General features: G+C 35.8%; 27 protein-coding genes and 2 pseudogenes. 24 read left to right on the top strand and 5 right to left on the bottom strand.

All coding sequences use genetic code 11. From position 1 onward, the window contains the following. Positions 1–226: 226 nt before the first annotated feature. Positions 227–394, top strand: a complete 168-nt coding sequence (locus M3225_RS12705; protein ID WP_251394200.1) for a Fur-regulated basic protein FbpA — start codon at positions 227–229, stop codon at positions 392–394. A 232-nt stretch (positions 395–626) separates the two neighbouring features. On the opposite strand, the gene M3225_RS12700 is transcribed toward M3225_RS12705, so the two are convergent. Next, complete coding sequence (locus M3225_RS12700; protein WP_251394198.1) at positions 627–1,220, bottom strand: exonuclease domain-containing protein; 594 nt, start codon at positions 1,218–1,220, stop codon at positions 627–629. 233 nt (positions 1,221–1,453) lie between these two features. Between M3225_RS12700 and M3225_RS12695 the strand changes: the two genes are divergently transcribed. The 14 genes from M3225_RS12695 (at position 1,454) to M3225_RS12630 (ending at position 13,895) form a co-directional block, all read left to right on the top strand. Continuing rightward, complete coding sequence (locus M3225_RS12695; RefSeq protein ID WP_013083124.1) at positions 1,454–1,750, top strand: hypothetical protein; 297 nt, start codon at positions 1,454–1,456, stop codon at positions 1,748–1,750. A gap of 381 nt (positions 1,751–2,131) precedes the next feature. Next, entirely contained in the window at positions 2,132–4,483 is a 2,352-nt protein-coding gene (locus M3225_RS12690; RefSeq protein ID WP_285885492.1) for an immune inhibitor A domain-containing protein, read from the top strand. Positions 4,484–4,705: 222 nt separating this feature from the next. Next, the gene (fumC, locus tag M3225_RS12685; RefSeq protein ID WP_251394196.1) at positions 4,706–6,085 is read left to right on the top strand and encodes a class II fumarate hydratase; all 1,380 of its coding nucleotides are present in this window, start codon (positions 4,706–4,708) and stop codon (positions 6,083–6,085) included. 154 nt (positions 6,086–6,239) lie between these two features. Further along, positions 6,240–6,458 (top strand): hypothetical protein, encoded by a 219-nt coding sequence (locus tag M3225_RS12680; RefSeq protein WP_251394194.1) that lies wholly within the window; start codon positions 6,240–6,242, stop codon positions 6,456–6,458. A 46-nt stretch (positions 6,459–6,504) separates the two neighbouring features. After that, positions 6,505–7,401 carry a GH25 family lysozyme gene (locus M3225_RS12675; RefSeq protein ID WP_251394192.1) on the top strand — a complete coding sequence of 299 codons (897 nt, stop codon included), beginning with the start codon at positions 6,505–6,507 and terminating at the stop codon, positions 7,399–7,401. A 62-nt stretch (positions 7,402–7,463) separates the two neighbouring features. Further along, complete coding sequence (locus tag M3225_RS12670; RefSeq protein ID WP_251394190.1) at positions 7,464–7,730, top strand: hypothetical protein; 267 nt, start codon at positions 7,464–7,466, stop codon at positions 7,728–7,730. Positions 7,731–7,864: 134 nt separating this feature from the next. Beyond that, the gene (locus M3225_RS29830) at positions 7,865–8,335 is read left to right on the top strand and encodes an ATP-binding protein (RefSeq protein ID WP_308215735.1); all 471 of its coding nucleotides are present in this window, start codon (positions 7,865–7,867) and stop codon (positions 8,333–8,335) included. An 89-nt stretch (positions 8,336–8,424) separates the two neighbouring features. Then, a complete protein-coding gene (locus M3225_RS12660) occupies positions 8,425–8,637 on the top strand; it encodes a hypothetical protein (RefSeq protein WP_013057022.1) in 213 nt (70 codons plus the stop codon). Positions 8,638–8,773: 136 nt separating this feature from the next. Continuing rightward, positions 8,774–8,905 (top strand): YjcZ family sporulation protein, encoded by a 132-nt coding sequence (locus M3225_RS12655; protein WP_251394188.1) that lies wholly within the window; start codon positions 8,774–8,776, stop codon positions 8,903–8,905. A gap of 514 nt (positions 8,906–9,419) precedes the next feature. Next, positions 9,420–11,108, top strand: a complete 1,689-nt coding sequence (locus tag M3225_RS12650; protein ID WP_251394186.1) for a M4 family metallopeptidase — start codon at positions 9,420–9,422, stop codon at positions 11,106–11,108. A gap of 307 nt (positions 11,109–11,415) precedes the next feature. After that, positions 11,416–12,162: a metallophosphoesterase family protein gene (locus M3225_RS12645; protein ID WP_251394184.1), complete on the top strand. Its 747-nt coding sequence runs from the start codon at positions 11,416–11,418 to the stop codon at positions 12,160–12,162. Between the two features lie 272 nt (positions 12,163–12,434). Continuing rightward, a complete protein-coding gene (fsa, locus tag M3225_RS12640) occupies positions 12,435–13,103 on the top strand; it encodes a fructose-6-phosphate aldolase (RefSeq protein WP_251394182.1) in 669 nt (222 codons plus the stop codon). A 164-nt stretch (positions 13,104–13,267) separates the two neighbouring features. Then, positions 13,268–13,486 carry a spore germination protein gene (locus M3225_RS12635; protein ID WP_251394180.1) on the top strand — a complete coding sequence of 73 codons (219 nt, stop codon included), beginning with the start codon at positions 13,268–13,270 and terminating at the stop codon, positions 13,484–13,486. Between the two features lie 121 nt (positions 13,487–13,607). Further along, positions 13,608–13,895, top strand: coding sequence for a 3-isopropylmalate dehydratase (locus M3225_RS12630; protein WP_251394178.1), 288 nt, complete (start codon positions 13,608–13,610; stop codon positions 13,893–13,895). A 29-nt stretch (positions 13,896–13,924) separates the two neighbouring features. Here the strand turns inward: M3225_RS12630 and M3225_RS12625 are convergent, their stop codons facing one another. The 3 genes from M3225_RS12625 to M3225_RS12615 all read right to left on the bottom strand — a co-directional run bounded on the left by M3225_RS12625 (position 13,925) and on the right by M3225_RS12615 (position 15,990). Next, positions 13,925–14,596, bottom strand: coding sequence for an NAD(P)H-dependent oxidoreductase (locus M3225_RS12625; protein ID WP_251394176.1), 672 nt, complete (start codon positions 14,594–14,596; stop codon positions 13,925–13,927). 301 nt (positions 14,597–14,897) lie between these two features. Beyond that, entirely contained in the window at positions 14,898–15,038 is a 141-nt protein-coding gene (gene sspL, locus M3225_RS12620; RefSeq protein WP_013057030.1) for a small, acid-soluble spore protein L, read from the bottom strand. A 181-nt stretch (positions 15,039–15,219) separates the two neighbouring features. Next, positions 15,220–15,990 carry an SDR family NAD(P)-dependent oxidoreductase gene (locus M3225_RS12615; RefSeq protein WP_251394400.1) on the bottom strand — a complete coding sequence of 257 codons (771 nt, stop codon included), beginning with the start codon at positions 15,988–15,990 and terminating at the stop codon, positions 15,220–15,222. Positions 15,991–16,185: 195 nt separating this feature from the next. On the opposite strand from M3225_RS12615, the gene M3225_RS12610 reads away from it, so the two are divergent. The 3 genes from M3225_RS12610 (at position 16,186) to M3225_RS12600 (ending at position 20,009) form a co-directional block, all read left to right on the top strand. Then, on the top strand, positions 16,186–17,799 hold the full coding sequence (locus M3225_RS12610) for an ATP-binding protein (RefSeq protein WP_251394174.1): 1,614 nt from the start codon (positions 16,186–16,188) through the stop codon (positions 17,797–17,799). Further along, positions 17,796–18,503, top strand: a complete 708-nt coding sequence (locus tag M3225_RS12605) for a response regulator (protein WP_251394172.1) — start codon at positions 17,796–17,798, stop codon at positions 18,501–18,503. The genes M3225_RS12610 and M3225_RS12605 overlap by 4 nt, the downstream gene beginning before the upstream one ends. 198 nt (positions 18,504–18,701) lie before the next feature. Then, positions 18,702–20,009, top strand: coding sequence for a CitMHS family transporter (locus M3225_RS12600; RefSeq protein ID WP_251394170.1), 1,308 nt, complete (start codon positions 18,702–18,704; stop codon positions 20,007–20,009). Between the two features lie 37 nt (positions 20,010–20,046). Here the strand turns inward: M3225_RS12600 and M3225_RS12595 are convergent, their stop codons facing one another. Continuing rightward, positions 20,047–20,646, bottom strand: a complete 600-nt coding sequence (locus tag M3225_RS12595; protein ID WP_251394168.1) for a DedA family protein — start codon at positions 20,644–20,646, stop codon at positions 20,047–20,049. A 337-nt stretch (positions 20,647–20,983) separates the two neighbouring features. Between M3225_RS12595 and M3225_RS12590 the strand changes: the two are divergent. The 6 genes and pseudogenes from M3225_RS12590 to M3225_RS12565 all read left to right on the top strand — a co-directional run. Further along, positions 20,984–21,781, top strand: a pseudogene (locus M3225_RS12590) (GntP family permease); the annotation flags it as partial. A 2-nt stretch (positions 21,782–21,783) separates the two neighbouring features. Beyond that, a pseudogene (locus tag M3225_RS12585) lies at positions 21,784–22,365 on the top strand (3-hydroxybutyrate dehydrogenase); the annotation flags it as partial. Between the two features lie 196 nt (positions 22,366–22,561). Next, entirely contained in the window at positions 22,562–24,022 is a 1,461-nt protein-coding gene (locus M3225_RS12580; protein ID WP_251394164.1) for an aminoacyl-histidine dipeptidase, read from the top strand. 246 nt (positions 24,023–24,268) lie between these two features. Further along, the gene (locus tag M3225_RS12575; protein ID WP_251394162.1) at positions 24,269–24,742 is read left to right on the top strand and encodes a hypothetical protein; all 474 of its coding nucleotides are present in this window, start codon (positions 24,269–24,271) and stop codon (positions 24,740–24,742) included. Positions 24,743–24,916: 174 nt separating this feature from the next. After that, positions 24,917–25,492: a GNAT family N-acetyltransferase gene (locus tag M3225_RS12570; protein WP_251394160.1), complete on the top strand. Its 576-nt coding sequence runs from the start codon at positions 24,917–24,919 to the stop codon at positions 25,490–25,492. A gap of 162 nt (positions 25,493–25,654) precedes the next feature. Further along, positions 25,655–25,984 (top strand): PadR family transcriptional regulator, encoded by a 330-nt coding sequence (locus tag M3225_RS12565; protein ID WP_251394158.1) that lies wholly within the window; start codon positions 25,655–25,657, stop codon positions 25,982–25,984. The last annotated feature ends 1 nt before the right edge of the window (position 25,985 follow it).

Below are 25,985 nucleotides of genomic sequence, written 5' to 3'. Positions count from 1 at the left end.
TTTTTTAAATTGCGTTTTAAGAACATCATGAAGGGTATAAAAGTAGTGCATCACCAAAATGTTCAATATGGCTGCAAAACATACGAAAGGCAGCTTTCTCGATAAACCATAACAATTGCGTTGTTTTTAAACATAGCTAACGAGTGTGAAAAGCAACAAGACGTATGCCACAAGCGGTGTACGTCTTTTCTATGAAAGATATTTACCTAAAAAAGGAGATGATAACATGACATCTGAAAAAGCATTTGAGCAAAAGAAAGATCTTTTAATGAATCAAATTATTGAATCGGGTTACTTTAAAGCAGAAGACGGGAGACATTTATATGAATTGAATTTAAGTGAACTAGAACAAACGCATCACAATCTTCAAAACCAAAAGGTAAGTGAAGTATAATTAAAATCTCCTAGATTATTAGAAATTCAGCTAATTTTGTCTACATGGGTAGGAACCAGCTGTTCAGTTTGTTTCTCCGCGTCTTTTTTGTCTGAAAACAAGCACTTTTTCTTCCGGTGCGTTTAAAACCTCACTGTTTCCAAACATACTCCTCAAACATATATCTCAATCCTTAAGAAACATGCGAATAAAAACAAAAAAGCGCAGAAGCTGCGCTTTTTTTGTTGAGGAGTTAAAAACGAGTGGAAGCCGCTGTTTTTTTAGGTTTGCTCATTGCTTTTTTTAATACTTCAGAAAAATAGGACTCTCCGCTAGGATTTTGCTGTCTTAGCAAGTCAATGGTTCCTTTCACATCATCCATAGCTCTGTGAGCGTGCTCTCTCTCAATATTATGATGGTCAAGAAGCGTTGTTAGTTTTTTATTAGGAAAGCCGTACTCTTTCCATTTGACAGCACGCATAGAGCAGTGCCATTTTTGGTTAAATAAAGATGGATATCGTTTTAAAAGAAAACTGCGGTCAAAAGAAGCATTATGAGCGATGATAGCCGAAACGCTAGTTAACAGCGTTTCTACTTTTTTATCGTCTAATGTTTTATTTTTGACCATCTCATTTGTAATTCCCGTTAAGTTTGTAATGTATGGGAAAATGGGAGTCGAAGGCATATTAAATTCTTCGTATTCTTCTACAATTTCGATTATTTCCCCGGTAGAAGAATCATAAGAAACAACAGCAATTGCTAGTTCAATAATATCGCATGTTTGAGCACTTAATCCCGTTGTTTCAACATCCAAAACGGCTGCTAATTTCACTTGTTCAGTTGACAACTCGTCGCCCTCCCTTTCTATTTATCATTCTATTAGCTTATCATTTTTTAACAGAAAACGTTAGTAAAAAAGATGAGCAAGCATGTACACTGATTTATTTTATACGCCCAAGTAGAAAAGGAATTTACTTTTTTAAAGGAAATGACGATAGGAAAGGAGAATAGTAATATTTACTCATCTAAATTAAGTCTTCATTGAAAATAATGAAATGAAGAAAGAAGGGGATCGTTATCATGCAATTGCTGTATATGGTACTTTTTCTTGTCTTAATTTTTTGGGGAATTACATCTTTTATTCATTACAGGAATCAAACTATTAAAGTTCGTTTGAACAAACATTATACGAATGCGGTAGAATGGATTGAAGCTGTTAAACAAGAGTTAGAAAAGAAAGGGAAATCCGTGAGTTATGAAGGGGATTTCTTGTTTAAAATTGATGAGAAACCTTATGAAATCGCAGCGCGTAATATGTCTATTTGGAGCATGTCACTCTATCATATCTTGTTGCAGCGTCAAAAAGAACATTCTTAAATTTACTTGCATACAGAGATCATCACTTCTCGTCTATCGAGAAGTGATTTTTTTATTTTTCTATATCCATAATGGGGAATTTTTTGTTTTTATATAATAGTAATACGACAAAGATGGTTCTAATTTCCTAAGAAAATACCCTCCATGTATTTTCGTTTTTGGCGGTTGATTTGGCATGGAATTTGCATATGTAAGAAGGGTTTATCAGGCATTTTAATTGTCAGGCAAAGAAAACTAGTTACATACTATAAAACCATTTTACATTAGCTACTAAAATTTAAAAATTTTAATAATATAGTAAAATGTAGTTGACCTTCCTAGTTTTAGAATATAAAATAAATCTTGCTAATAGTTTGAAAATTCTAAAACGGAGGGGTTTACTTGAAAAGCTGGAAAAAGATTTTGGGGACATCTTTTCTTGCCACAACTGTTACATTAAGCGGAGTGGGACCATTACTTATGAATGGAAGTACTGCTTCAGCTAAAACCGCACAATCGGAGGAACTTCCAAGTTCACCAATTGATATGAATACAGTACCGGAAGAAAGATTGGCTAACGCACTGAAAAACCAAGGAGTTATTTCTCAAAGTGCAACACCGCAAGAAGTGAAGAAAGCCGTTACTTCTTACATAAACAAAAAAGATGCACATAAAGAGAGCATGAAGGGACATAAAGCTAACAAAATTGATTTAAAAGCTAAAGAAATGCAAACGAAACAAAAAGAAAAGTTTCAACGAGGTGAATTTGCTAATATTAAGTCTCAAGGAAACAATGCTGGGAATGGGGTAAATGTCAAACCTGCATCTCAGGCAAAGTATAAAGGACAAGTCAGAAAAGATAAAGTTCTTGTTCTTTTAGTCGAATACGCAGATTTTAAGCATAACAATGTCGTTCAAGAACCTGGTTACATGTATGCAAAAGATTTTAACCGAAATCACTATCAGCAATTAATGTTTGGAAATAAAGACTTTACGCTATTTAATGGAAAGAAAATTAAAACGTTTAAGCAATATTATGAAGAACAGTCTGGAGGTAGTTACACAGTAGATGGAACCGTTTCTGACTGGTTAACTGTATCTGGAAACGCAAAAGAATACGGAGCAGACAATCCAGCGGGAGGAAACGATAATGCGCCTGGATCTAAAGGGCCTCGTAATCTTGTAAAAGAAGCGCTTGCTGCAGCAGCAAAAAGCGGCATCAACCTTTCAGATTACGATCAGTTCGACCAGTATGATATCGATGGAGACGGCAACCGCAATGAGCCTGACGGCATAGTTGACCACTTAATGGTCATTCATGCTGGAACTGGGCAAGAAGCAGGTGGAGGCAAACTAGGAAACGATGCTATCTGGTCTCATCGCTCTACTTTGGGACAAGTGTATAAAGTTCCTGGAACAAACATGGCTGCTTATGATTATACAATTGAGCCAGAAGACGGAGCAGTCGGCGTTTTTGCTCATGAATTTGGTCATGATTTAGGTTTGCCTGATGAGTATGATACACAGTATACGGGACAAGGTGAGCCGGTAGGCGTATGGTCAATTATGAGTGGAGGAAGCTGGGCTGGTGAAGTCGCTGGAACAGAACCGACAAGTTTTTCCCCGCAAAATAAAGAGTTTTTCCAAGCAAATATGGGTGGAAACTGGGCAAACATTCAACAAATCGACAGCAAAAATATTACAAAATCGGGCTCTGTGAGTGTAGTTGATCAAAGCGTGACAAAGTCTAAACGACCAGGTATTGTGAAGATTAATTTACCTAAAAAAGCTGTTCAAGGTATTAAGCCTGCGTTTGGAAGCAATTATTACTACAGTAAACGCGGAGACGATCTGCATACGACGATGACGACGCCAGAGTTTGATTTAACAACGGCTAAAACAGCGAAGTTCAATTATAAAGCGTTTTATGAAGTAGAGGCAGAATATGATTATTTATATGTAAAGGCGATTCTTCCTGACGGTTCAAAAGTTCTGTTAGATACAATTGGTGATAAAGCAAATAGCGCAGACGGTTCTGCTGAAACGTCTAATGAAAAATGGGAAGACAAAAGCTATGACTTAACGCAGTTTAAAGGTAAAAAAATCAAGCTTCAATTTGAATACGTAACGGACGGAGGACTTGCTCTTCAAGGATTTGCTCTTGATAATGCTAGTTTAGTAGTGGATGGAAAAACGGTATTTACAGACGATGCTGAAGGAGCTCCAAAAGTAACGTTAGATGGATTTGAAAAGACAAACGGCATCAGCTATAAGGATAACTATTATTACCTTGAGTGGAGAAACTATGCAGGTAGTGATAAAGCACTTCAATTCGCACGAGGTGCAAAATATAATACAGGCATGCTGCTTTGGTACGCAGATGAAAGCTATCTTGATAACTGGGTAGGACAACATCCGGGTGAAGGATTCCTTGGTGTGGTTGATTCACATGCTCATAAAGTTCTGTACTTTAATGTAAATGGTATTAGCACCACAGCAAATTCAAGCCGATATCAAATTGCAGACGCGGCGTTCTCATTTGATAAAGCACCTGCTTGGGCATATTCTCATAAAACGTGGGGAACTATTTCATCTAAAGAATCAAATGGCGTTACAAGCTTCAACGACAAAAAATCGTATTTAGATGAAAGAATTAAAGATGCAGGGCGCTTGCTTCCTCAAAACGGATTAAAATTAGACGTGATTGGTGAAGCAAAAGACAATTCAGCTGGTGCTGTATGGATTCATAAGTAAAATTGGACGTATTAAAAAAGATCTGAAGAGCGTATTCTTCAGATCTTTTTTTGTATTATAAAATCAAAATAAACTATGAGCTAAATAATCAAAGACGCTAAGCCCGTTTAAAAAATAGAAAAAAGGGAATTTTCAACAATGAATAATTGTTATCATGTCATGAAATTCATCCATATAATCAATACTAATAGGTAAAGAAAATATTGAAAAGGAGTTCTAACTATGAGCTATCGTATCGAAAGAGATTCAATTGGAGAAATCAAAGTGGCAGAAGATAAACTATGGGGAGCGCAGACGCAAAGAAGTAAAGAAAACTTTCCAATAGGGATTGAAAAAATGCCAATTGAAGTAATAAGCGCTTTTGCGGTTTTGAAGAAAAGTGCGGCTATTAGTAATCATAAACTAGGCAAACTATCAGCAAGGAAATCCGAAGCCATCGTGCAAGCTGCTAACGAAATTATTGAAGGGAAATGGAATGAACATTTTCCTTTAGTGGTATGGCAGACAGGAAGCGGAACGCAATCAAACATGAATGTAAATGAAGTGATTTCCCACCGAGGAAACCAGCTAATAAATGGCGACGAAACGCTTCATCCAAATGATGATGTGAATATGTCACAAAGCTCTAACGATACTTTTCCTACAGCTCTTCATATTGCAGCCGTACTAGAAGTCGAAGATAAATTATTGCCTGCTCTAAAAACATTAAAAGAAACGTTCGCTGCGAAGCAAGAGCAGTTTAAAGATATTATTAAAATAGGAAGAACCCATTTACAAGATGCTACACCGCTAACACTAGGACAAGAAATTAGTGGATGGCACCACATGCTCGAAAAGAATGAAGAAATGATTAAACAAAGCGTAGAGTATATGAAGGAGCTAGCTATTGGCGGTACAGCTGTTGGAACGGGGATAAATGCACATCCTGACTTCGGCGATGAAGTAGCGAAAGAAATCAGCAGCACGCTTGGAAAAACATTTATCTCAGCACCTAATAAATTTCATGCATTAACAAGTCACGATCAAGTAGTCTATGCCCACGGTGCAATCAAAGCGTTAGCTGCTGACTTAATGAAAATCGCCAATGACGTACGCTGGCTGGCAAGCGGCCCTCGGAGTGGATTAGGCGAAATTACAATTCCTGCTAACGAACCAGGAAGTTCTATTATGCCTGGGAAAGTAAATCCAACTCAAAGTGAAGCTCTAACAATGGTTTCTGCACAAGTGTTAGGGAATGACGTGACGATTGGCATTGCGGCTAGTCAAGGAAACTTTGAATTAAATGTGTTTAAGCCGGTTATTATTTATAATTTTCTACAATCAGTCAGACTGCTGACAGATTCCATGCAGGCTTTTAACGATAAATGTGCAGTAGGAATTGAACCCAACAAAGAAAAGATTCAGCATAATCTAGAAAATTCTCTTATGCTTGTAACAGCATTAAATCCGCACATTGGTTATGAAAATGCAGCTAAAATCGCCAAGCTTGCTCATCAAGAAGGAACGACATTAAAAGAAGCAGCGGTCAAAACAGGCCTTCTGACAGAAGAACAATTTGAGCAATGGGTAAATCCTGCTAATATGATTCATCCATCAAAATAAAAAAAGAAGCCAAGCAGCTCAGAGTGCTTGGCTTCTTTTAATAAAATAAACATATAAAAAGAAATTGCGGACTAAAAGAAGTTTTACACTTGCTTGCGCTGGATTCAAGCAAGTGTAATTAGGGTATTTACGTGTTTATAAAGGAGGAATTCAAGTGACGTACGAAGTGAAGTTTTATTTTGGGAATGAAAAATCAATCAGTACATTGGTTGAATCAGAAAATGTAAAAGAGCTTGAGGAATCTATTATTCATACGCAAGGATGGTATCGTTATTATGACGAAAAACACGAAGCTTATTTAGCTATTCAAATGAGCAACGTTTTACACATTGTTATAAAAGAATATCAGGGTCCGGAAAAACAGGGGTTTTAAAGTATTCGTCGTATACATAAAGAAGCTAGCAAAAGAGGTGAAAACTATGCAAAGGCGACATCCAAATAATCCTATTATTCTCGACGTTTCTCATCATCAAGGAATCATTAATTGGAAAGAATTAAAAAACACCTCAGTAAAAGGGGTATATATAAAGTTAACAGAAGGCGCAACTTTTGTAGACCCTAAATCCTATGAAAATTATATAGGTGCTAAAAATGCGGGCTTGAGAGTAGGATTTTATCATTATGCTCACTGTACAAATAATCCAGAGAAAGAAGCTGCTTTTTTTATTAATCAGCTTGGACAAATGAAACTAGACCTTCCGCCGTGTTTGGATCTAGAAGAAGATAAGAAAAAATCCAAAGAATTTGTTTCTCGCTTTGCCGTAAGCTGGCTCGAGCATGTTCACCAAACAACAGGGATTAAGCCTATCGTATATACGAACTATCATTTTGCTAAAACTTTTTTTACAAATGAAATGAGTAAGTATCCTTTGTGGGTAGCAAGATATAGTGCAGCCAACAGACAAGGCGGTATGCAACACCCTGGAGACCTAAGTCAATGGCAGCGATGGGCAATGTTTCAGTATACTGATTCTGGCCGAGTAAAAGGAATTCCTACAAATGTGGATATAAACGAAATGGACTACTCTTTTTTTAAAGAAGTTACGACGAATCTCTCTGTGACGAATAATACAAAAGGGCCCTTTGTTTATTCCAAAGGTGATAAAGGGATAGGAGTCAAACAAATTCAACAAAATTTACTTGCACTAGGTTTTTCTCTTCCAAAGTTTGGAGCAGACGGTTTCTACGGAGAGGAATTAATCGCGGCAGTGAAAAAATTCCAGGATCGCTGTGGCCTTTTTTCGGATGGGATAGCAGGAGCTGACACACTGCTGCGTCTCGTTAAAGAAGTGAATAATCTGAATAATCAGGTTTGAGAAATTACCTGAGAGGGAAAAGTTATTGTAAGATTCAAAAAAGGTACAAGGAAGGAGCAATTATGAAAAAACGAAAACAAAAAGCATTGATATCAGGTATTACGCTATCAACGGTAGGAGTCGGCATTACGTCTTATATATTAAGTGATGCTGCGAAACGTCGAAAAGTAAAAGGACTTGTTCGAAGTACTAAAGTCAAACTTTCAAGTTTATCTAAAAAACAACAGGTAAATGCTAGCCTAAATAAAGATGCACATTCAGATCCTACGTACGTTTCCGAAAGCAATATGATTTCAGAAGGACCTATGTATCAAGACCAACATAGATAATAAAAAAACTAGTCTTGCCTCGGGCGAGACTAGTTTTTTTATTATTTTAGAAAGAGTTGCGCCTATTCATGTTACACTCTCTATATAAGGGAATTTTTTAATGTCTATGTACAAGTAAAGGAGAAATAAAAGGCGTGATTAGTAGCGGATTATTTGTTAACTTATGTATTTTCTCATTTTTTGTCAGCATTATGATTGCAATACGGATATTTTTGCTGCAGCCTCAAGCAAACATGAAAAACATCTTTATTGCACTTGACTCATATGGAGAAATGCCTTTTGTATATTGTGAAAGCAATCAAATGAAACAGGTGTTTATAAATGTTCTTAAGAATGCGATTGAAGCAATGCCTTCCGGAGGAGAAATTAAAGTTGAGCTGAGACAAAAGGACAACAATCATATTCAAATTATTGATGAAGGTGTAGGAATTTCAAAAGATCGAATCAAACATTTAGGTGAACCATTTTACAGTATTAAAGAAGACGGCATCGGGTTAGGGTTAATGATCTGCTTTAATATTATCCAACAGCATAAAGGAACTCTTAGTATTGAAAGTGAAGTAAACAAAGAGACGAGTGTGGAAATTTGTTTACCGTTAGAATAAAAGGTAATCAGTTAAAGACAGAAGAAATTTTGCAACAAGTTGTTTAGTAAAGTTATAATATTCTATGTTGGAGTAAAATAAGCAAAGGAGTGGTTACGATTAAACAGAAAAAGTGGATTAACATATTTCGTATTCTGTATATTATTTTTGCTATTATTGCGATTGGAGCATCTTTTGGAGACTATTCTTTTGGGCTTAATAATCCCCGCATAGTTAGTTTAACGGCTCTTATTTTGGCGGTTATTTGTATTGTTCCGTATTACATACTTCGCTTTAAAGAACAAGCTTCTAAAAGTAAATAAGTTAATTTCCATCATCTTAAAAGCTGCTTTGAAAAAGGCAGCTTTTTTATAGTCATAAAAGGGCGATAAATGGGCGAGCATTTTTTCTAGCCTGTACATATGCTATAGAGTAAACAGGCTACGGAGGTGAAGTGAAATGGGATTTTACAACTGGGGTTACGGCGGTAGTTATGGTTACGGCGGCTACGGTAGTTACGGTGGCAGTTTTGCATTAATCGTTGTACTATTTGTTTTATTAGTTATCGTTGGTTGTACATGCTTGAAATAAACAGAAAAAGCACGGATTTACAAAGAGCTTAGTAGATTCGTGCTTTTTTATGTTCGTAAGAAACGCAGTACTATAATAAAATAATGTTGTGTACGTACATAAAAAATATATAAAAAATTTAATTAATAGATTAAAAAAATAAAAAATGAAGAGGAAGAGTAGATTTAAGCCACAAAAATGGTCTGAAATTTATAATTTTCCTTATAATTAATTTTTATGAAATGCTTCATAGGACTGATAGTAAGACCGAATAATACTCCCTAGGTCGCTAGTTTTTATCAGCTGACTAGAAGAATTATTTTACTTGTATGAAAATCAACATAAATGATTTTCATATAGTTTAAATAGGCAAAAAAGACTTATTGTAGAGATTTTATTTTTAATTTTCATAACAATAGGAATATTAAAATAATATATAGACGTAGTAATTTTTAGTTGCTATAATGTTGCTAATTATCACAATTAACAGAAAAATTGAGGTAATTAAATTTACTAGGGATAGGGAGAAAAAACTATGAAAAAGAAAAAACAGGCTTTAAAGGTATTATTATCAGTTGGTATTCTTTCTTCATCATTTGCTTTTGCACATACGAGCAGTGCCGCGCCAAATAATGTACTTTCAACTGAAAAGTATAACAAAGAAATTAAATCTCCTGAGTTTATTTCCGGAAAGCTCTCAGGCCCATCATCACAGAAGGCTCAAGACGTCGTATTTCACTACATGAATACAAATAAAGACAAATATAAATTAGGAAACGAAAATGCCCAAAACTCATTTAAAGTGACAGAAGTGGTGAAAGATCCTGTTGAACAAGCAACCGTTGTACGCTTGCAGCAAGTATATAATAATATTCCTGTTTGGGGATCTACTCAATTAGCACACGTAGCGAAAGATGGAACCTTAAAAGTTGTATCAGGTACAGTAGCTCCTGATTTAGACAAAAAGGAAAAGCTAAAAGGCCAGAAGCAAGTTGACAGCAAAAAGGCGATTAAAGCAGCTGAAAAAGATTTAGGCTTTAAACCGACGTATGAAAAATCCCCTTTATCTGAACTGTATGTTTATCAAAATGGTTCAGACACCACATATGCTTATGTAGTAAATTTAAATTTCTTAAGCCCTGAACCAGGCAACTATTATTACTTTGTTGATGCTACTAGCGGTAAAGTGCTAGATAAGTACAATACGATTGATTCCGTAGCTGGTCCAAAAGCCGAAGTGAAGCAAGCGGCAAAACCGGCAGCGAAACCTGTAACAGGAACAAATGCTATCGGCTCAGGTAAAGGAGTGCTTGGAGATACCAAATCCCTAAAGACAACGTTATCTAGTTCTACGTACTACTTACAAGATAATACAAGAGGCGCCACAATCTATACGTACGATGCAAAAAACCGTACATCTCTTCCAGGTACGCTATGGGCAGACACCGATAATACGTACAATGCAAGCCGCGATGCAGCTGCGGTAGATGCTCACTATTATGCAGGTGTAACATATGATTACTACAAAAACAAATTTAACCGCAACTCCTATGACAATGCAGGCGCTCCGCTAAAATCCACTGTACATTATAGCAGCGGCTATAATAATGCGTTTTGGAATGGTTCTCAAATGGTATATGGAGATGGAGATGGATATACTTTTGTTCCGTTATCAGGGGGACTAGATGTTATCGGACATGAACTGACGCATGCCGTCACAGAAAGAAGTTCTAATTTAATCTATCAATATGAATCAGGTGCATTAAACGAAGCGATTTCCGATATTTTTGGAACATTGGTAGAATACTATGACAACCGAAATCCAGATTGGGAAATTGGAGAAGATATTTATACACCTGGAACAAGCGGTGATGCGCTTCGTTCAATGAGCAACCCAGCAAAATATGGAGATCCGGATCATTATTCAAAGCGCTATACAGGTTCTAGTGACAACGGCGGAGTTCATACAAACAGCGGAATTATCAACAAAGCTGCATACTTGCTAGCTAACGGAGGAACGCATTACGGCGTTACTGTAACAGGCATAGGCGGCGATAAGCTAGGAAAAATTTATTATCGTGCCAATACACTATACTTCACTCAGTCTACAACGTTTAGCCAAGCGCGCGCAGGTTTAGTACAAGCTGCTGCTGATCTATACGGTTCAGGCTCTCAAGAAGTGATTTCAGTAGGAAAGTCATTTGATGCAGTTGGTGTTCAATAAATTATAAAACAAGAGTCGCAGGATAAATGAGGTATCTGTCGACTCTCTACACTACCTAACATAAAATAAAGGAGTACTCGTATAAATATATTACAGTACTCCTTTATTTTATGTTAATAAATAAGGAAGATAGATTTCTTATTGATTCATAAAAATACACTTCTTATTCCTCCCTTTTATATCCATTCGAATCATACCATTGTTTGTTAAATGAAGAGGCCCCGTTTTAGTAAACGGTCTTATTATAAAATGTTATAATAAAGAAAAGGATTGAGTACATACATATGGAAAAGGAGTGGAGGAATCAATGGACAAAATTGCTGTTATTTCAGATATCCACGGAAATCTTCCTGCATTAGAAGCAGTTTTAGCTGACATACAACAACGAGATATCCATCGCATCATTTGTCTAGGTGATTTAGTAGGAAAAGGACCGGATTCAAGTAAAGCGATTGAGATCATAAAAGAAAAGTGCGAAGTAACAGTAATGGGGAACTGGGATGACTTCATTACAAAGCCTGCGGAATTTGAAGCGTTAAAATGGCATCAAAAGAAGTTAAGTCCAAACCAAGAGGCATATTTAAGGGAACTTCCTTTTTCCGTTGAGTTTATGATGAGCGGGAAATTAATTAGAATGTTTCACGCTTCACCTAGAAGTCTTTATGACCGAATTCAACCTTGGGATTCACTTGAAAAGCGCCTTAGTCTATTTGCCAATACGGAATATACGGAAAATATAAAAGGGTCAAGAGAGCCGGATGTCATCTGTTACGGAGATGTACATAATGCATTTATTCAACATATTAAAGGGAAAACGCTATGTAATGTAGGAAGTGTAGGGAACCCGCTTGATTTACCACAAGCTTCCTATCTTATCTTAGAAGGAAATGATCAAGGCGAAAGTCCTTCAGCATTTTCTATGCAATTTGTGCGTATTCCATACGATATTGAAAAAGCTATCGAATTGGCGAGAGCTGTAGAGATGCCGGACTTTGAACCCTACGTTCAGGAATTAAAAACAGCTCGCTATAGAGGACTAAAAAATCAAGAATAGAATGTATCTCAACCTTCAGCATAAATGCTGGAGGTTTTTTAGTGGAATATATGCGAAATTTTTCAACGTCATTAGTATGATACATGCAAATAGAAGTTATTCTTACTAAGTTCAACCATGGGAAAACTTGGAGAAAAACATACAGCATTTGAAAGGAAATAAATTTTATTTTATGAAGACAATATGAATAGGGCAATTCCATTTGAATATAAAGTTATGCAAAAAAGCCCATAAACAAGTTATTTTTAACATAACAAGTGGAGGAATAAATGATGAAATTTTTTATTGATACAGCTAACCTAGAAGATATTAAAAAAGCATATAAAATTGGGGTATTATCAGGTGTTACCACAAACCCTTCGCTAGTAGCTAAAGAAGGCGTGAAGTTTGAAGATCGCATCGAGGAAATTTTAAAAACCGTCCCGGAAGTAGAATCCGTTTCAGCAGAAGTCACGCCTGACACAGTAACAGCAGATGACATGATTACTCAAGCAGAAGAGCTTATAAAAATTAATGGAGGAGACAAAAATATAACGATTAAACTTCCTATGACCATTGCTGGATTGGAAGCAACCCGTTATCTAGCTAAAAAGGGCGTAAAAACAAACGTCACGTTAATTTTCACAGTGAATCAAGCGCTTCTAGCAGCTCGTGCTGGCGCCACATACGTATCGCCATTTTTAGGGCGCTTAGACGATATTTCAGAAGACGGTGTTTATCTGGTATCCCGAATTGCAGAGCTATTTCGAATTCAACACATTGACTCACAAATTATAGCAGCGTCAGTCAGACACCCAGATCACGTCACACGAGTAGCTCTTGCTGGGGCTCATATTGCGACCATTCCGTATGCCGTAATTGAACAACTAGTAAAACACCCGTTAACAGAACAAGGAATTGAAAAATTTGCATCAGACTGGGAAAAAGCTGTAAAAAGTTGAATTCACTTAAGGAGAAGACATCATTTTAGTGTCTTCTCTACTTAAAGGGTATACGAAGATTCTTTTTTTCTATTTCGCAACAAACAACTTATCATTAATAGGCGAACATCCTATACATATATGGAGAGCTGACATACGTTAATAGAAACGAAAGAGGTGTTAAAATGGGCTGTATTATTAACATTGAGAATATCGTGACTAACGGGTTAAAAGACAACTCGAATGTAAGCGTAGGCTGTGTTGTACAAAATAGCCACACGGCAAATACAAAATCGGTAGGAGCTTGTTTTTCGTTTGGAAATGTCTCTCCTGCTATTGCCTCCATGACAAACAGTAATATCGACTTTTGTAAAGGTGAAGAAAATAAAGAGCAACAACCTTAAAAACAATTCCAGAAAGAGTATTTCTGGAATTGTTTTTTGGTAAGTGGTAGAGTTTTGTTACCGAGATGTTTTATCCTTCAAAAGAAAAATATTAATGAGGAAGGAGAGCGTGAGCTGCGCTATGAGCATTATTTCTATAATTCCTTATACATACATTGAAAGAAAAATGAAACGAACACAAAAGGTGACGATTCAGCATTCAAAAGACATGTACTTATATGCTGATAGTATTCAAACACAGAATGATTGCTTCCACATTAACAGCGTATTTGACATCTCTTACAAATGCGTTTCAAAAGACAATGGCTTTTTATATTTACATACAAATCAAGGGATGTTCGCTTATACAATACATACCGATCCTGCTGACTTTATAGCAGCATATAAAGATATAAAAAAGAAGGGCTGACATTGCTGTCATCCCTTCTTTTTTGTTTATTATTTTACCCACTGCACAACTTGATCCATACTTCTTCTTGTCTTGGCGCGTTTAGGTTCATGAATTCGGTAGCCGAACGCAACCATAACGGAAATGTCAAACTTACCGTCTTCTAGTAAATCTTCTTCTTTTAGAATTTCATGTACTTGGTCATAGTTAAACCCTTCAATTGGACAAGAATCAATACCAATTTGAGCAGCTGATGTCATCATATTAGCTAGTGCAATATAAGATTGTTTGCTAGCCCAATCAAATAGCGCTCGCTTGCTTTCAAACAAGTGAAAATCATTTTCTTGGAAAGCTTTATAACGAGGCATTAATGTCTCTAATACATCATCCGGCATTTCTTTTACGTTTTTCTGAAGATCCAATACATATTCAGAGTCATATCTTGCGTCTGTGCGAGAAAGAATAATAACAAAATGACTTGCTGTAGGAATTTGGCCTTGTGCTCCCCACGAAACAGCTTTTAATTTTTCCTTTAAATCTTCATTTTCAACGACTAAAAATTTCCATGGCTCGTAACCTACTGAGCTAGGAGATAAGCGCCCCGTTTCTAAAATGAATTGAAAATCTTCATCGGAAATTTTCTTTGTTGGATCAAACTCTTTTGTAGCATGCCGAAAGTTAAATGCGTCTAAAATTTCTTGTTTTTTATCTGTATTGTTCATGTGTAAACAACCTTTCTATAAAAATATTTAGTAATGAACTGTTTAGAGTAACCTATACCCTATATAGCATACAACTAACAGTTAGTTAACATACAAATGGCCATAAAGTTCGTTTGCAGATTTATCATAAATCATATAAATCACTCTAACAAGTACGCACATTTTTGTTGTATAGTATACTTTTTTATACTATTGATACAATTTTATAAGAAGCAGAAAGGAGTAAACGATCTGTGGAGCTTATTTTTGAAAAAATAGTTAAGAGGGGGAGAAAGGAGAAGAGTAATCTTCTCCTTTTTAATTAAATTTTTGTATTTGATTTTTTCGCTTTGTTTTCAAGTTCACTTTTCGGTTCTGTTGAAAACTCAACATCTTTTCCGTGTCCTTGAGGGTTAACACCAGGAGCTACTTGACCTCGGTTAGCAGATTTTTTTGTACCCATTTTCGTCACCTCCGTTAGGTTAGTATGTGCAAAAAAGTGAAACAAAAATCAGGAAATAAAGAGTGAAAGGATACGTAGGGTTTGAAACACGACTGTCTTCGAGCACTTCCATTACATAAAACAAGATGTTTACCCATTTAAGAGTCCATAAAAAAGCACCCTTGCAAGGGTGCTTTTTTGTTTAAGAATCTGAACTTGTCGTTCTTTCTGCGTATGGATAGATAGGATCTTTTAATTGAAATTCGTAAGTCACTCCATCTACAAGCCCTACCGTTTTATTGCCATCATAAAGATCTAGCATAAAAGCAGCCATCTCTTTTGACGTATGAAACCTAGGAACTCGTCCTTCGTATTCAAAATCATTCATATCCATAGAACGCTGTGCAAATTCTGTTTCAGTAGCAGCCGGAGCTAGAACTTTAGCCTGCATTTTTGCTCCTCTTCCTTTTAATTCTTGAGAATGACCTTCTGTGAATGCACTTACGTAGAATTTTGTTGCGCAATAAGTTACTGCATCAGCAACAATTGTGTAGCCTCCTCCTGAAGAGACATTAATAAGCTGTGTACCTTCAACATGTTCATAATCTCTTACAAATAGAGAAGAAAGAATTGTTAAGGCTTCGATATTTAAATGAAGCATCGTTTCAATTTTAGTTAATTTTTGTTCACCGACAGAAGCAAAGTTTCCGAATCCAGCATTGTTAATCCAAGTTTCTAACTCATATTCTTTAAGTGACTCATAAAACGTATGAGCGTTTTCTGCCACGGATAAATCAACCGACTGGACAATAACATTTACATCTTGGTTCAGTTCTTCAATCTTCCCTTTTAACTCATCCAGCTTGTCCTCTCTACGTGCAGCTAATATAAGATTTTTTCCGCATGCTGCAAAAGCTAAAGCTGTTTCATATCCAATTCCCGAACTTGCGCCAGTGATTACTGTATATTTTATGTCTATTCCTCCATTTTAGATTTTTTCGAATTGATTATAATTATTAAAGTGTACTTTAAGTCAAGCGTTTATTCGGTTTGTTTTTCCCTTTAGAAGTCTGTTTATAAACATTTAAAGTTTGGCGCTAAACTTCCTTTTTTTTATGCTACACTTAAAATAACGGCCGAAATTTTATTTCATTAAAAGGAGGAATGTATGCGTTTTCTCTATGTGAATAGAAGACCTAGCTTACTTGCCCAAATTACATTACTCATCACGGTAGTTATTCTTGTTAGTACCGTCCTTGTATGCATTTTATTTTCTGCAATGGTAGATGAAATTGTCGAAAAATATGTAGGTAAGCAAGCTATGACTGTAGCAAAATTAGCTTCTGAAGATAAAATTATTGTAAAAGCTTTTAAGCATAAAAATCCTTCTGAGCACATCCAACCTGTTGCTGAAAAAATAAGAAAAACCACTGGGGCAGATTACGTCACCATCGCTAATGATAAAGGAATACGCTATTCTCATCCCAATATTGGTTACATTGGAAAACATACCAAAACAAGCAATGAAGCTTCTTTAAAAGAGCATCAATCCATTATTTATAAAGGAAAAGGAATTTCAGGATTTGCAATTAAAGCCAAAACCCCCATATGGGATAACCAAGGAAACGTAATAGGCGTTTCTTCGGTAGGGTTTCTTGTAAGCAATATAGAAAAACAGATTAATGATTATAGAATAAAAATTATTAAATTGTCCTGTATTCCTTTTCTTATTGGAGCATTTGGAGCTTTCTTCATTGCAAGGCGGGTAAAAAGACTAATATTTGGACTGGAACCGGAGGAAATTTCCTTTCTTTTTAAAGAAAAAGAGGCTACCCTTGAATCCATTCGAGATGCTACTGTTACTGTAAATGTAGAAAAATATGTAACGTCGATGAATAGAAGGGCTAGAGAGCTCTTTGATAACCTTCATTTAGCACTAGGAGGAGAGATAAAGAACGCCCGTTTAGGACAGCTAATTGATCAAGCAATAGAAGAACAATGCGTGTATTCTAACCAATCCCTTCTACTAGATGGTCAGCAGTATATTTTAGATTTATCTCCTATTGTAAGAAAAAAAGAAGTGCAAGGTATCGTCCTTACCATAAGAACTTTATCACAAATTGAAGAATTGACTGAAGAGATTTCTAAAATTAAAATGTTCTCTGATAATTTACGCGCTCAAAATCACGAATTTTTAAATAAGCTGAACGTGATTTATGGATTGTTAAGGTTAAAGAAATACGAGCATGTCATGCAAATGATTTCATCAGAGGTAAAGGAACGCCAAGATATTCTTTCTTTTTTAATGTCTTCTGTAAAGGATCCTTTGATTGCGGCATGCTTACTTGGAAAGGTCAATCGTTCGAAAGAATTAGACGTCACTTTAGAAATTGATCAAGATAGTAACTTAACAAGTACTTTAGATATCGAAGATGCAAAAAACGTTGTTTCCATCTTGGGGAATTTAATTGATAATGCGCTCGAGGCTGTGCGAGAACATAAAGGGCACGTATTGGTATCTTTTACAGATGTAGGAAATGACCTGATTTTTGAAGTTGAAGACGATGGGCAAGGGATATCAAAAGAAGTAGAAAATATGATTTTTATAGATGGTTACACAACGAAAAAAGGTGAAAATCACGGGATTGGATTGAACATTGTTAAAAGATCTGTAGAGTTGCTTAAAGGCGAACTGTACATAAGCAAAAGTATGTTACAAGGGGCAAGATTCACATTAGTTATCCCAAAGCTATTAAATAACGAAAAGGAAGAATCGATATGACTGAAAATCAAATTAATGTCATGATTATAGAAGATGATTCTACAGCTGCGCAAATTTATGAGCAGTTTACTAAGAAATTAGAGCATTTCACTATTGTTGCGACAGCAGGATCTGGAGAACAGGCTTTAGAATTACTAACAATATTTACGCCGCAATTAATTTTATTAGATGTCTTTTTACCAGATATCAACGGAGTGGAACTGCTATGGGAAATCAGAAAGAAGTATCGAGGAATCGACATTATTTTAATAACGGCAGCCAATGATGTTGAAACAGTAGGGGAAGCAATAAGAGGAGGAGCATTTGGTTATTTGGTGAAACCTGTAATTATTGATAAATTTTTATCTACTTTAAAACATTATCAGTCTACTAGAATAGAATTAACTGAAAATAAAATGATTAACCAAGATAAAATAGACCATCTATTTAGAACAAATCATAACCGCCACAATCAATCGGCGGCTGCAGTAACAGAATTTCCTAAAGGTATTGATAAACATACTCTTCGTTTAGTAAGAGATAAAGTTCGCGAAGTTCAGGAAAGCTTGAATGTAGATGAGTTTTCCCAATTAGTGGGTATCAGCTATTCAACAATGAGAAGGTATTTAGAGTATTTAGTATCGTGTAAGGAAATGCAGGTGGAAATAGTGTATGGAAGTGTAGGGAGGCCCGAGCGGAAATACCGAGTAACTAATCTTACATAAAAACGAGATAGCGGACAAAGAACCGCTATCTCGTTTTTATGTAGAAATTATGCATGAAAAAAATGAAAAGAATTACTTTTATAAAAGATATTAAACTTATGGTGGTTATCTATGAACCTGCTTTAACAAGTGATACCTTTTTAGTAACGTATAGCAAATAAAAATGAAAACGTTATCAAAAAAGGAGGAAAAATATCTATGCTTTCTTTATTAGGATTTTTAATGGTTGCGGTGTTCATGTATTTAATTATGTCAAAGCGACTTACCCCAATGGTTGCTCTTATAATTATTCCAATCATATTTGGTCTAATAGGTGGTTTTGCTAGTGGAATGGGACCTATGATGCTAGAGGGTGTAAAAGACATTGCCCCTACAGCTATTATGATTTTATTTGCTATTTTATATTTTGGATTAATGATTGATTCAGGATTGTTTGACCCTCTTGTTTCATTCATTTTAAAGGTTGTAAAAGGAGATCCTCTAAAAATCGTTGTCGGAACTGCTGTTCTTTCAATGATGGTTGCTTTAGATGGGGATGGAACTACTACCTATATGATAACGGTTTCTTCTTTGCTTCCGCTATATAAACGCCTAGAAATGAATCCACTTATCTTGGCAGGAGTTGCGATGCTATCTATGGGAGTCATGAATATGACTCCATGGGGAGGTGCTTCTGCTATGGCTATGAGTTCATTAAATTTAGATTCGTCTCAGTTGTTTTTGCCTTTGATACCTGTAATGGGTTTTGGACTTCTATGGGTGCTGCTTGTTTCTTTTGTCCTTGGAAGAAGAGAAAGAAAAAGGGTAGGAGTTATCAATATTAAACATTCTGCAAATGAAATTGCACACGCATATGAATTAGAGGGGACAGCGCAATATCCAGACTATCGACGTCCTAAGTTAGTATGGTTTAATTTTCTCCTTACCGTTAGTCTTATGGTGTGCTTAATTATGGACCTTATGTCGCTGATGCTTTTGTTCATGGTAGCGTTCGCTATTGCATTACTAATAAATTATCCAAACATCAAAGATCAACAGCAGCGAATTTCATCTCATGCAAATAATGCGGTAGCCGTCGTTTCAATTGTTATTGCAGCAGGTATTTTTACAGGAATTATGTCTGGAACAAAGATGATTGATGCTATGGCAAATACGCTTGTAGGAATAATCCCAGATGCAATGGGCCCTTTTTTGCCAGTTGTAGTAGCATTTTTAAGTGCCCCTTTTACATTTTTTATGTCTAATAATGCCTTTTATTTTGGTGTATTGCCGATTATTGCTCAAGCTGCCGAAAGTTATGGCATTAGCGCAGCTGAAATTGGAAGAGCTGCTATCTTGGGACAACCTGTTCACGTGATAAGTCCCTTAGTAGCAGCAGCTCACTTATTAATTGGAATGGTAGGAATTGAATTCAGTGATTTGCAACGTTTTTTAATTAAGTGGGCTCTAGGAACTACGGCAGTGATGACAATAGTCGCATTAATTTTAGGTGTTATTTCTATTTGATAAAAAAAAGACCCCGAGGGGTCTTTTTTTTATACTATTAAGTTGAACTAGACTGTTCGTTGCAGCTGCTTTTTTTAAAATAGAACTTATAAATTAAAAATCCGCATACAGCAACTACCGCTGCAATTAGAATATAGGTTTGTGCATCTGAGATAAAAGATTGAATTGACTTAAAGTTTCCGATTTGTCCTAACCAAAGCATGGCAATATTCAAAGGAAAGATACCAAGAAACGTGAGCAGAGCAAACGGCATAGGTTTCACTTTAGATAGCCCTGAAAGGTAGGAAATGTAATTGCCAAGCCCTAAAGGACGAGCAATAGCAATACTCCATAATCCGCATTTTTTAAACCATTTTTGTGATTTCTCAAATGCTTTTTTCTTTTTTGATAATTTTTTCTTTACCTTATCTTCTAATTTATAGCCTATTCCATACGGTATAAAACTAAAAGCTGTATAAACGGCGCTTCCTGCAAGAGCGATTAATAATAATTTCACCACGTGCAAGTTTAATAAGTATCCGTAGGTAAGGGTGAGAAGGGAACCAGGAAACGGCAGGGAGGAAGCCTCAATAGCCAGTCCGCTTAAAAGTCCCCAAATTCCAAATTGTTTCAGTAAGTCTGTTATGAAATGTAGCATAAGATCGCCTCTTTTTCTGTGTCATAACATTCAAATACCCATCTATATGTTCGAAAAAACTTATAAGAGAAAAGAAAATAAAGGAATAAAGAGGGATGTGACAGAAAAAAACGTGTCTTGTACAAGGAAAAAGGAAGGAAGTGTATTTAATAGCATATACTCAGAGTAGAATTATAGAAGAAAAATAATTGAGTAGAAACTTTTGAGTAAACTACGACTTTTATTCATAGTTTTGATTCCTATTATTCATTTTATTTATAAAATCAACGGGTGTAAACTTGTTGTGTTGTGAAATAATCCATTATGTATATGTATTAAAAGGAAAGGAGGCTACCGTGTGGTTATTATTGTAGGATTGTTATTGTTGATGTTTTTTGCTTATCTAGGATGGTCTATTATCTGGGTGGCACCTGTTGTAGCTACGTTCGTTGCTTATTTTAGCGGTTTAAAAATACTGCCTACTTATACAAATGTGTATATGGGAGGGTTTGTAGATTTCGCTGAAAAATGGTTCCCCATCTTTTTATTAGGAGCCGTCTTTGGAAAGCTAATGGAAGATACAGGCGCAGCTAAATCGTTGGCGCAGCGTATTGCTAAATTATTTGGAAGCAAAAGAGCCATTTTAGGGGTGCTGATTGCTTCAGCCATTTTGACATACGGCGAAGTCAGTTTATTCGTTGTTGTCTTTGCTATTTATCCTTTAGCAATCGCGCTATTTCGAGAAGCTAACGTATCGCGAAATTTACTGCCAGCAACCATTGCACTCGGAGCATTTACGTTTACAATGACAGCGATTCCAGGTACGCCTCAAATTCAAAATCTGATTCCGACTGCTACGTTCAAAACCAATGCAATGTCCGGTTCGATTATTGGAATTGTCTCAGGTCTTATTATGGCGGTGGGAGGATATTTATGGTTAGCTTATCGCGATAAAAAATTAAAAGCTAAAAATCAAGGGTTTACCGAGCCTAATGAATTATCGGTTGCCGCGGGTGAAGAGTAGGAATCGATGAATGTGATATTAGCTATTTTACCGCTGATTGTCGTTGTCGTGACATTAAACGTTTTAAAATGGGAGCCTATTGTTTCGTTATTAATTGGTATTTTTTCTATTTTACTTATTAATTTTAAACACTAGAAGAAATCAAACATTTAATTGAAACAGCAAACGCACATTTTGGAGCGGTTCATACGTTTATTAATAACGCTGGTTTGCAGCATGTTTCTCCAATCGAAGAGTTTCCAACTGAAAAATATGAGTTAATGATTAAAATTATGCTAACAGCTCCATTTATGGCGATTAAGCACGCGTTTCCGATTATGAAAAAACAAGGTTTCGGACGTATTATTAACGTTTCTTCTATCAACGGTTTAATCGGTTTTGCAGGCAAAGCAGCTTATAACAGTGCTAAACATGGTGTGATTGGCTTAACAAAAGTAGCGGCTCTTGAAGGCGCAGCACACGGTATTACGGTTAATGCACTTTGTCCTGGCTATGTGGATACACCACTAGTAAGAGGTCAGTTAGATGGTTTAGCTAAAACAAGAAACGTACCATTAGAAAGCGTTCTTGAAGAAGTTATTTATCCTTTAGTCCCTCAAAAAAGATTACTAGACGTTAGCGAAATTGCTGACTATGCTATCTTCTTGGCGAGTCATAAAGCAAAAGGTGTAACTGGTCAAGCGGTAGTAATGGACGGCGGATATACAGCTCAATAAAAAAGAGAATAAATCATCAGAAGCATAAAGGAGTCTAATAGGCTCCTTTATGCTTTTTTATGTTATATCTATTCTATTGAGTTAATCAACGTTAGAATATAACTAGGCTATACATAAAAGAAGCCTCATATGCTATTTCTACTGTAAAGATAAATAGTATGATAAAAAAGCGTACAGATTAGAAAGGATGATACATATGGTGCAAACAGTAAATGAATTAATTAAACATCCGGTTTTTTATTTCTTTAACGAAATCTCAGCTATTCCTAGAGGATCTGGAAATGAAAAAGAAATTAGTGACTATTTAATTTCTTTTGCAAGAGAAAGAAGCCTTGAGGTTATACAAGACGAAGCTTTAAATGTAATCATTAAAAAGCCGGCAACTAAAGGGTATGAAAATGCTCCAACCATCATTTTGCAAGGGCATATGGACATGGTATGCGAGTTAAATAAAGGAACTGTTCATGACTTCGAAAAAGATCCGCTTCAACTGCGAATTGTGGAAGATATGCTTTATGCAAATGGTACTACGCTAGGAGCTGACAACGGGATTGCAGTGGCGTATGCACTGGCTTTACTAGATGCTCAAAATCTAGCGCACCCCCCACTTGAAGTAGTCATTACTACTGAGGAAGAAACAACTATGGGCGGAGCTATTGCTGTAAATCCAGCTCATTTTGAAGGGGAAATCTTTATTAATCTTGATACAGAAGAAGATGGAAAGCTACTTGTCAGCAGCGCAGGCGGGGTAAAAGGCGTGCTTCGTATTCCTGTAAACTGGGAGTCGTCTTCCGATAAGTCAGAAACATACAGCTTAAGCATTGGAGGATTGCGCGGCGGACATTCCGGAATGGAAATTGATAAAGAAAGAGGAAATGCTAATAAACTGCTAGGGAGGGTGTTATATGATTTACAACAAGAACTTTCCTATTCTTTAAGCAGCATTAGTGGGGGATTAAAATCAAATGCCATTCCCCGTGAATCAGAAGCAATTCTAAAGGTCGAGCTTTCTGAAGTGGAGAAGCTAGAAAATAAGGTTCGTGAGTGGAATGAAATAGTAAAAAATGAATTACAAGCAGCTGATCCGAGCGTGTATGTGAAAATGAACAAATTTTCTTCCGTTAAGAACTGTTTTACAAAAGAAACAACAGAACGAATTGTACAAGCCATTATGCTAACACCAAACGGTGTTCAAAGCATGAGTATGAATATTGAAGGATTAGTAGAATCTTCTACCAACTTAGGTGTGATCACGACGACAGAATCTGAGGTTGTTTTTCAAAATGAAATTCGCAGCTCAGTAAAAAGCTTAAAAGAAAAAATAGTAAGCCAAGTGCGCATCCTTGCTCAAATGGTCGGAGGAACAGTTGAAACAAAAGGTAATTATCCTGAATGGGCGTACAATGGAGATTCAAAAATTCGTGAATTATGTAAAAAGGTCTATCAAGAAAAGTATGGAGAAGAGGCGGAGATCATCGCCATCCATGCTGGAATTGAATGCGGTATTTTCCTGGAAAAAATCCCTGGATTAGACGCCATTTCGCTCGGACCCGATATGTACGACGTTCATACGCCTGATGAACACCTGAGCATTCCGTCTACTATTAAGACATGGGAATACTTATTAGCAGTATTAAAGGAAGCGAGTAAGATATAAAGTTATCAGCATCCCTATAATTTTTTAAAAAGAGCTTCTGTAAAGGAGCTCTTTTTCATTCGTCATTTATCAGCTCGTAATAAGCAGGGTGCCGTCAAAACGATAGGCAATTGAGAACATTTATGTAAGCGTTTTACAAATAAAGGTTTTAAAACGCCCCTAAAAGAGGTAAACATTACTAAAACGATAGACAAATGAATTCAGAACAAGCTCTGCAACTAATAAATTAGTAGGGAGAGAATGTATATGAATGATAATAGTCTTATCAAGGATCCCTTTTTGGAAAAAGGAGAAATTGAATTTTTAGAATTAAAGAAAGACGAAATACGTTATTTAAAGTTCGATCGGTTTTTAAAAGTTATTAAAGCACTTAATCAACGCAGTGATAAAGGCTACCAAAGTCTTATGCTTTCAGTCGATGGCTTTAAAGGTAATTCAAAAGAATTATATGAGATAGAGGAGTTTCGTAGATACGTAAATCTGTTAATTAATCAAGTTCCTCAAATGTTATTTTATATTCATGATAAAAACAAAATGACTAATCAAATTTTGAAGAGTCTATCAAACAATAGCAATCAACAGGCGTCTATAGATCCTAAAAAAGCACGCTTAATGATTGACGCTATACAAGAGCAAGTAGAGAAAACAGAGGATAAAGAAATAAAGGAGGATCTTTCTGACTTCGTATGTAAAATACAGAGCTTTGTGAATCAGTATTAACAGTTCCCAATAGAAAAAGTAGAATCCACGTTATAAAAAGTACGAGAACTCAAAGCTTCTCGTACTTTTTTGTTGGAAAAACTGTAGAAAGAGAAAAGGATTATCAACATATATTGATAAATAATAAAGGTAAAACTTCATATTCTGCCGTGAAATAATCAGGAGGAATGAACATTGTATAATATTGAAATAAGAAGACCAAAAATAGAAGATAGCGCAGAACTCCACGAACTTTTTAGTGAAGTGATTACAGATACTTTTCATAAGGAAGGCTTATCTGACATGATGAACGATATACAAATAGAAATTGAAAGTAAAAGACAATATTTAAAATGCGACCTTAATAGCAACGGAAAACATCGATTCTTTTGGCTCGCGATAGATACGTGCACCAATAAGATTATTGGTTGTATTGAATATGGTCCTGTTAGTGAATTAATTACGGCGTGTACAAAAGGGGAGCTGCAAGGATGGATTGAAATCGGCACAGTTTTTGTTCATCCAAATTACCAAAGAAAAGGTGTAGGGACACTGCTTTTACATATTATGTTGCTTACGCTTCAAAGCAGAGAAATTAAAAAAATTTGTTTGGACAGCGGATACAAGAATGCTCAGAAAGTATGGAAAAAAACATTTGGAGAACCACATTATTTAGTAAAAGATTACTGGAGCAAAGGATATCATCACATGATTTGGAAAATAGCAACAGAACGTATACCGATAGTATTTAAGCCTAGTCATAACGAATAATAAGATGCGTTCTAAAAAATAGCCGGTAGAAACGTATCGGCTATTTTCTACTGATTGAGCTGTTTACATATATGTTCAATTATAGATTAATGTATTTTATTAAATATAATACCTTGACTGTCATAGTAATATGATTTAAATTATACATAAAGAGGTGATACTTTGGTATATGCAAAAATGTCTTCAGATTTACTTCGGGGACATACAGATACAATGATTTTGAAATTACTTCTCAGTGGCGATAAGTATGGTTATGAAATTAGTAAGCTTATTTATACCCACTCTAAAGAGCAGTATGAATTAAAAGAAGCCACAATGTATTCAAGCTTAAAGCGTCTAGAAAAGGATGGACATATTCTTTCTTACTGGGGAGATGCTGTACAAGGCGGTCGCAGAAAATATTATAAAATTACAGAACAAGGAAAAAGCATATATAAACAAAACAAAGAAAACTGGGAGCAAGCGAAAAAGATTATTGATTTGTTGTTGTAAG

This window comes from Priestia aryabhattai (assembly GCF_023715685.1).
Classification (GTDB): domain Bacteria; phylum Bacillota; class Bacilli; order Bacillales; family Bacillaceae_H; genus Priestia; species Priestia aryabhattai_B.
This window is presented reverse-complemented; position numbering and strand designations above follow the sequence as displayed.

Bases quoted from the DNA above. Each gene is read 5' to 3' on its own strand.
- M3225_RS12655 (WP_251394188.1), top strand. From the start codon at position 8,774: ATGGGATTTTACAACTGGGGTTACGGCGGTAGTTATGGTTACGGCGGC.
- M3225_RS12600 (WP_251394170.1), top strand. From the start codon at position 18,702: ATGCTTTCTTTATTAGGATTTTTAATGGTTGCGGTGTTCATGTATTTA.
- sspL (WP_013057030.1), bottom strand. From the start codon at position 15,038: ATGGGTACAAAAAAATCTGCTAACCGAGGTCAAGTAGCTCCTGGTGTT.
- fsa (WP_251394182.1), top strand. From the start codon at position 12,435: ATGAAATTTTTTATTGATACAGCTAACCTAGAAGATATTAAAAAAGCA.
- M3225_RS12695 (WP_013083124.1), top strand. From the start codon at position 1,454: ATGCAATTGCTGTATATGGTACTTTTTCTTGTCTTAATTTTTTGGGGA.
- M3225_RS12670 (WP_251394190.1), top strand. From the start codon at position 7,464: ATGAAAAAACGAAAACAAAAAGCATTGATATCAGGTATTACGCTATCA.
- M3225_RS12675 (WP_251394192.1), top strand. From the start codon at position 6,505: ATGCAAAGGCGACATCCAAATAATCCTATTATTCTCGACGTTTCTCAT.
- M3225_RS12630 (WP_251394178.1), top strand. From the start codon at position 13,608: ATGAGCATTATTTCTATAATTCCTTATACATACATTGAAAGAAAAATG.
- M3225_RS12645 (WP_251394184.1), top strand. From the start codon at position 11,416: ATGGACAAAATTGCTGTTATTTCAGATATCCACGGAAATCTTCCTGCA.
- M3225_RS12605 (WP_251394172.1), top strand. From the start codon at position 17,796: ATGACTGAAAATCAAATTAATGTCATGATTATAGAAGATGATTCTACA.
- M3225_RS12625 (WP_251394176.1), bottom strand. From the start codon at position 14,596: ATGAACAATACAGATAAAAAACAAGAAATTTTAGACGCATTTAACTTT.
- M3225_RS12610 (WP_251394174.1), top strand. From the start codon at position 16,186: ATGCGTTTTCTCTATGTGAATAGAAGACCTAGCTTACTTGCCCAAATT.
- M3225_RS12595 (WP_251394168.1), bottom strand. From the start codon at position 20,646: ATGCTACATTTCATAACAGACTTACTGAAACAATTTGGAATTTGGGGA.
- M3225_RS12580 (WP_251394164.1), top strand. From the start codon at position 22,562: ATGGTGCAAACAGTAAATGAATTAATTAAACATCCGGTTTTTTATTTC.
- M3225_RS12650 (WP_251394186.1), top strand. From the start codon at position 9,420: ATGAAAAAGAAAAAACAGGCTTTAAAGGTATTATTATCAGTTGGTATT.
- fumC (WP_251394196.1), top strand. From the start codon at position 4,706: ATGAGCTATCGTATCGAAAGAGATTCAATTGGAGAAATCAAAGTGGCA.
- M3225_RS12705 (WP_251394200.1), top strand. From the start codon at position 227: ATGACATCTGAAAAAGCATTTGAGCAAAAGAAAGATCTTTTAATGAAT.
- M3225_RS12635 (WP_251394180.1), top strand. From the start codon at position 13,268: ATGGGCTGTATTATTAACATTGAGAATATCGTGACTAACGGGTTAAAA.
- M3225_RS12575 (WP_251394162.1), top strand. From the start codon at position 24,269: ATGAATGATAATAGTCTTATCAAGGATCCCTTTTTGGAAAAAGGAGAA.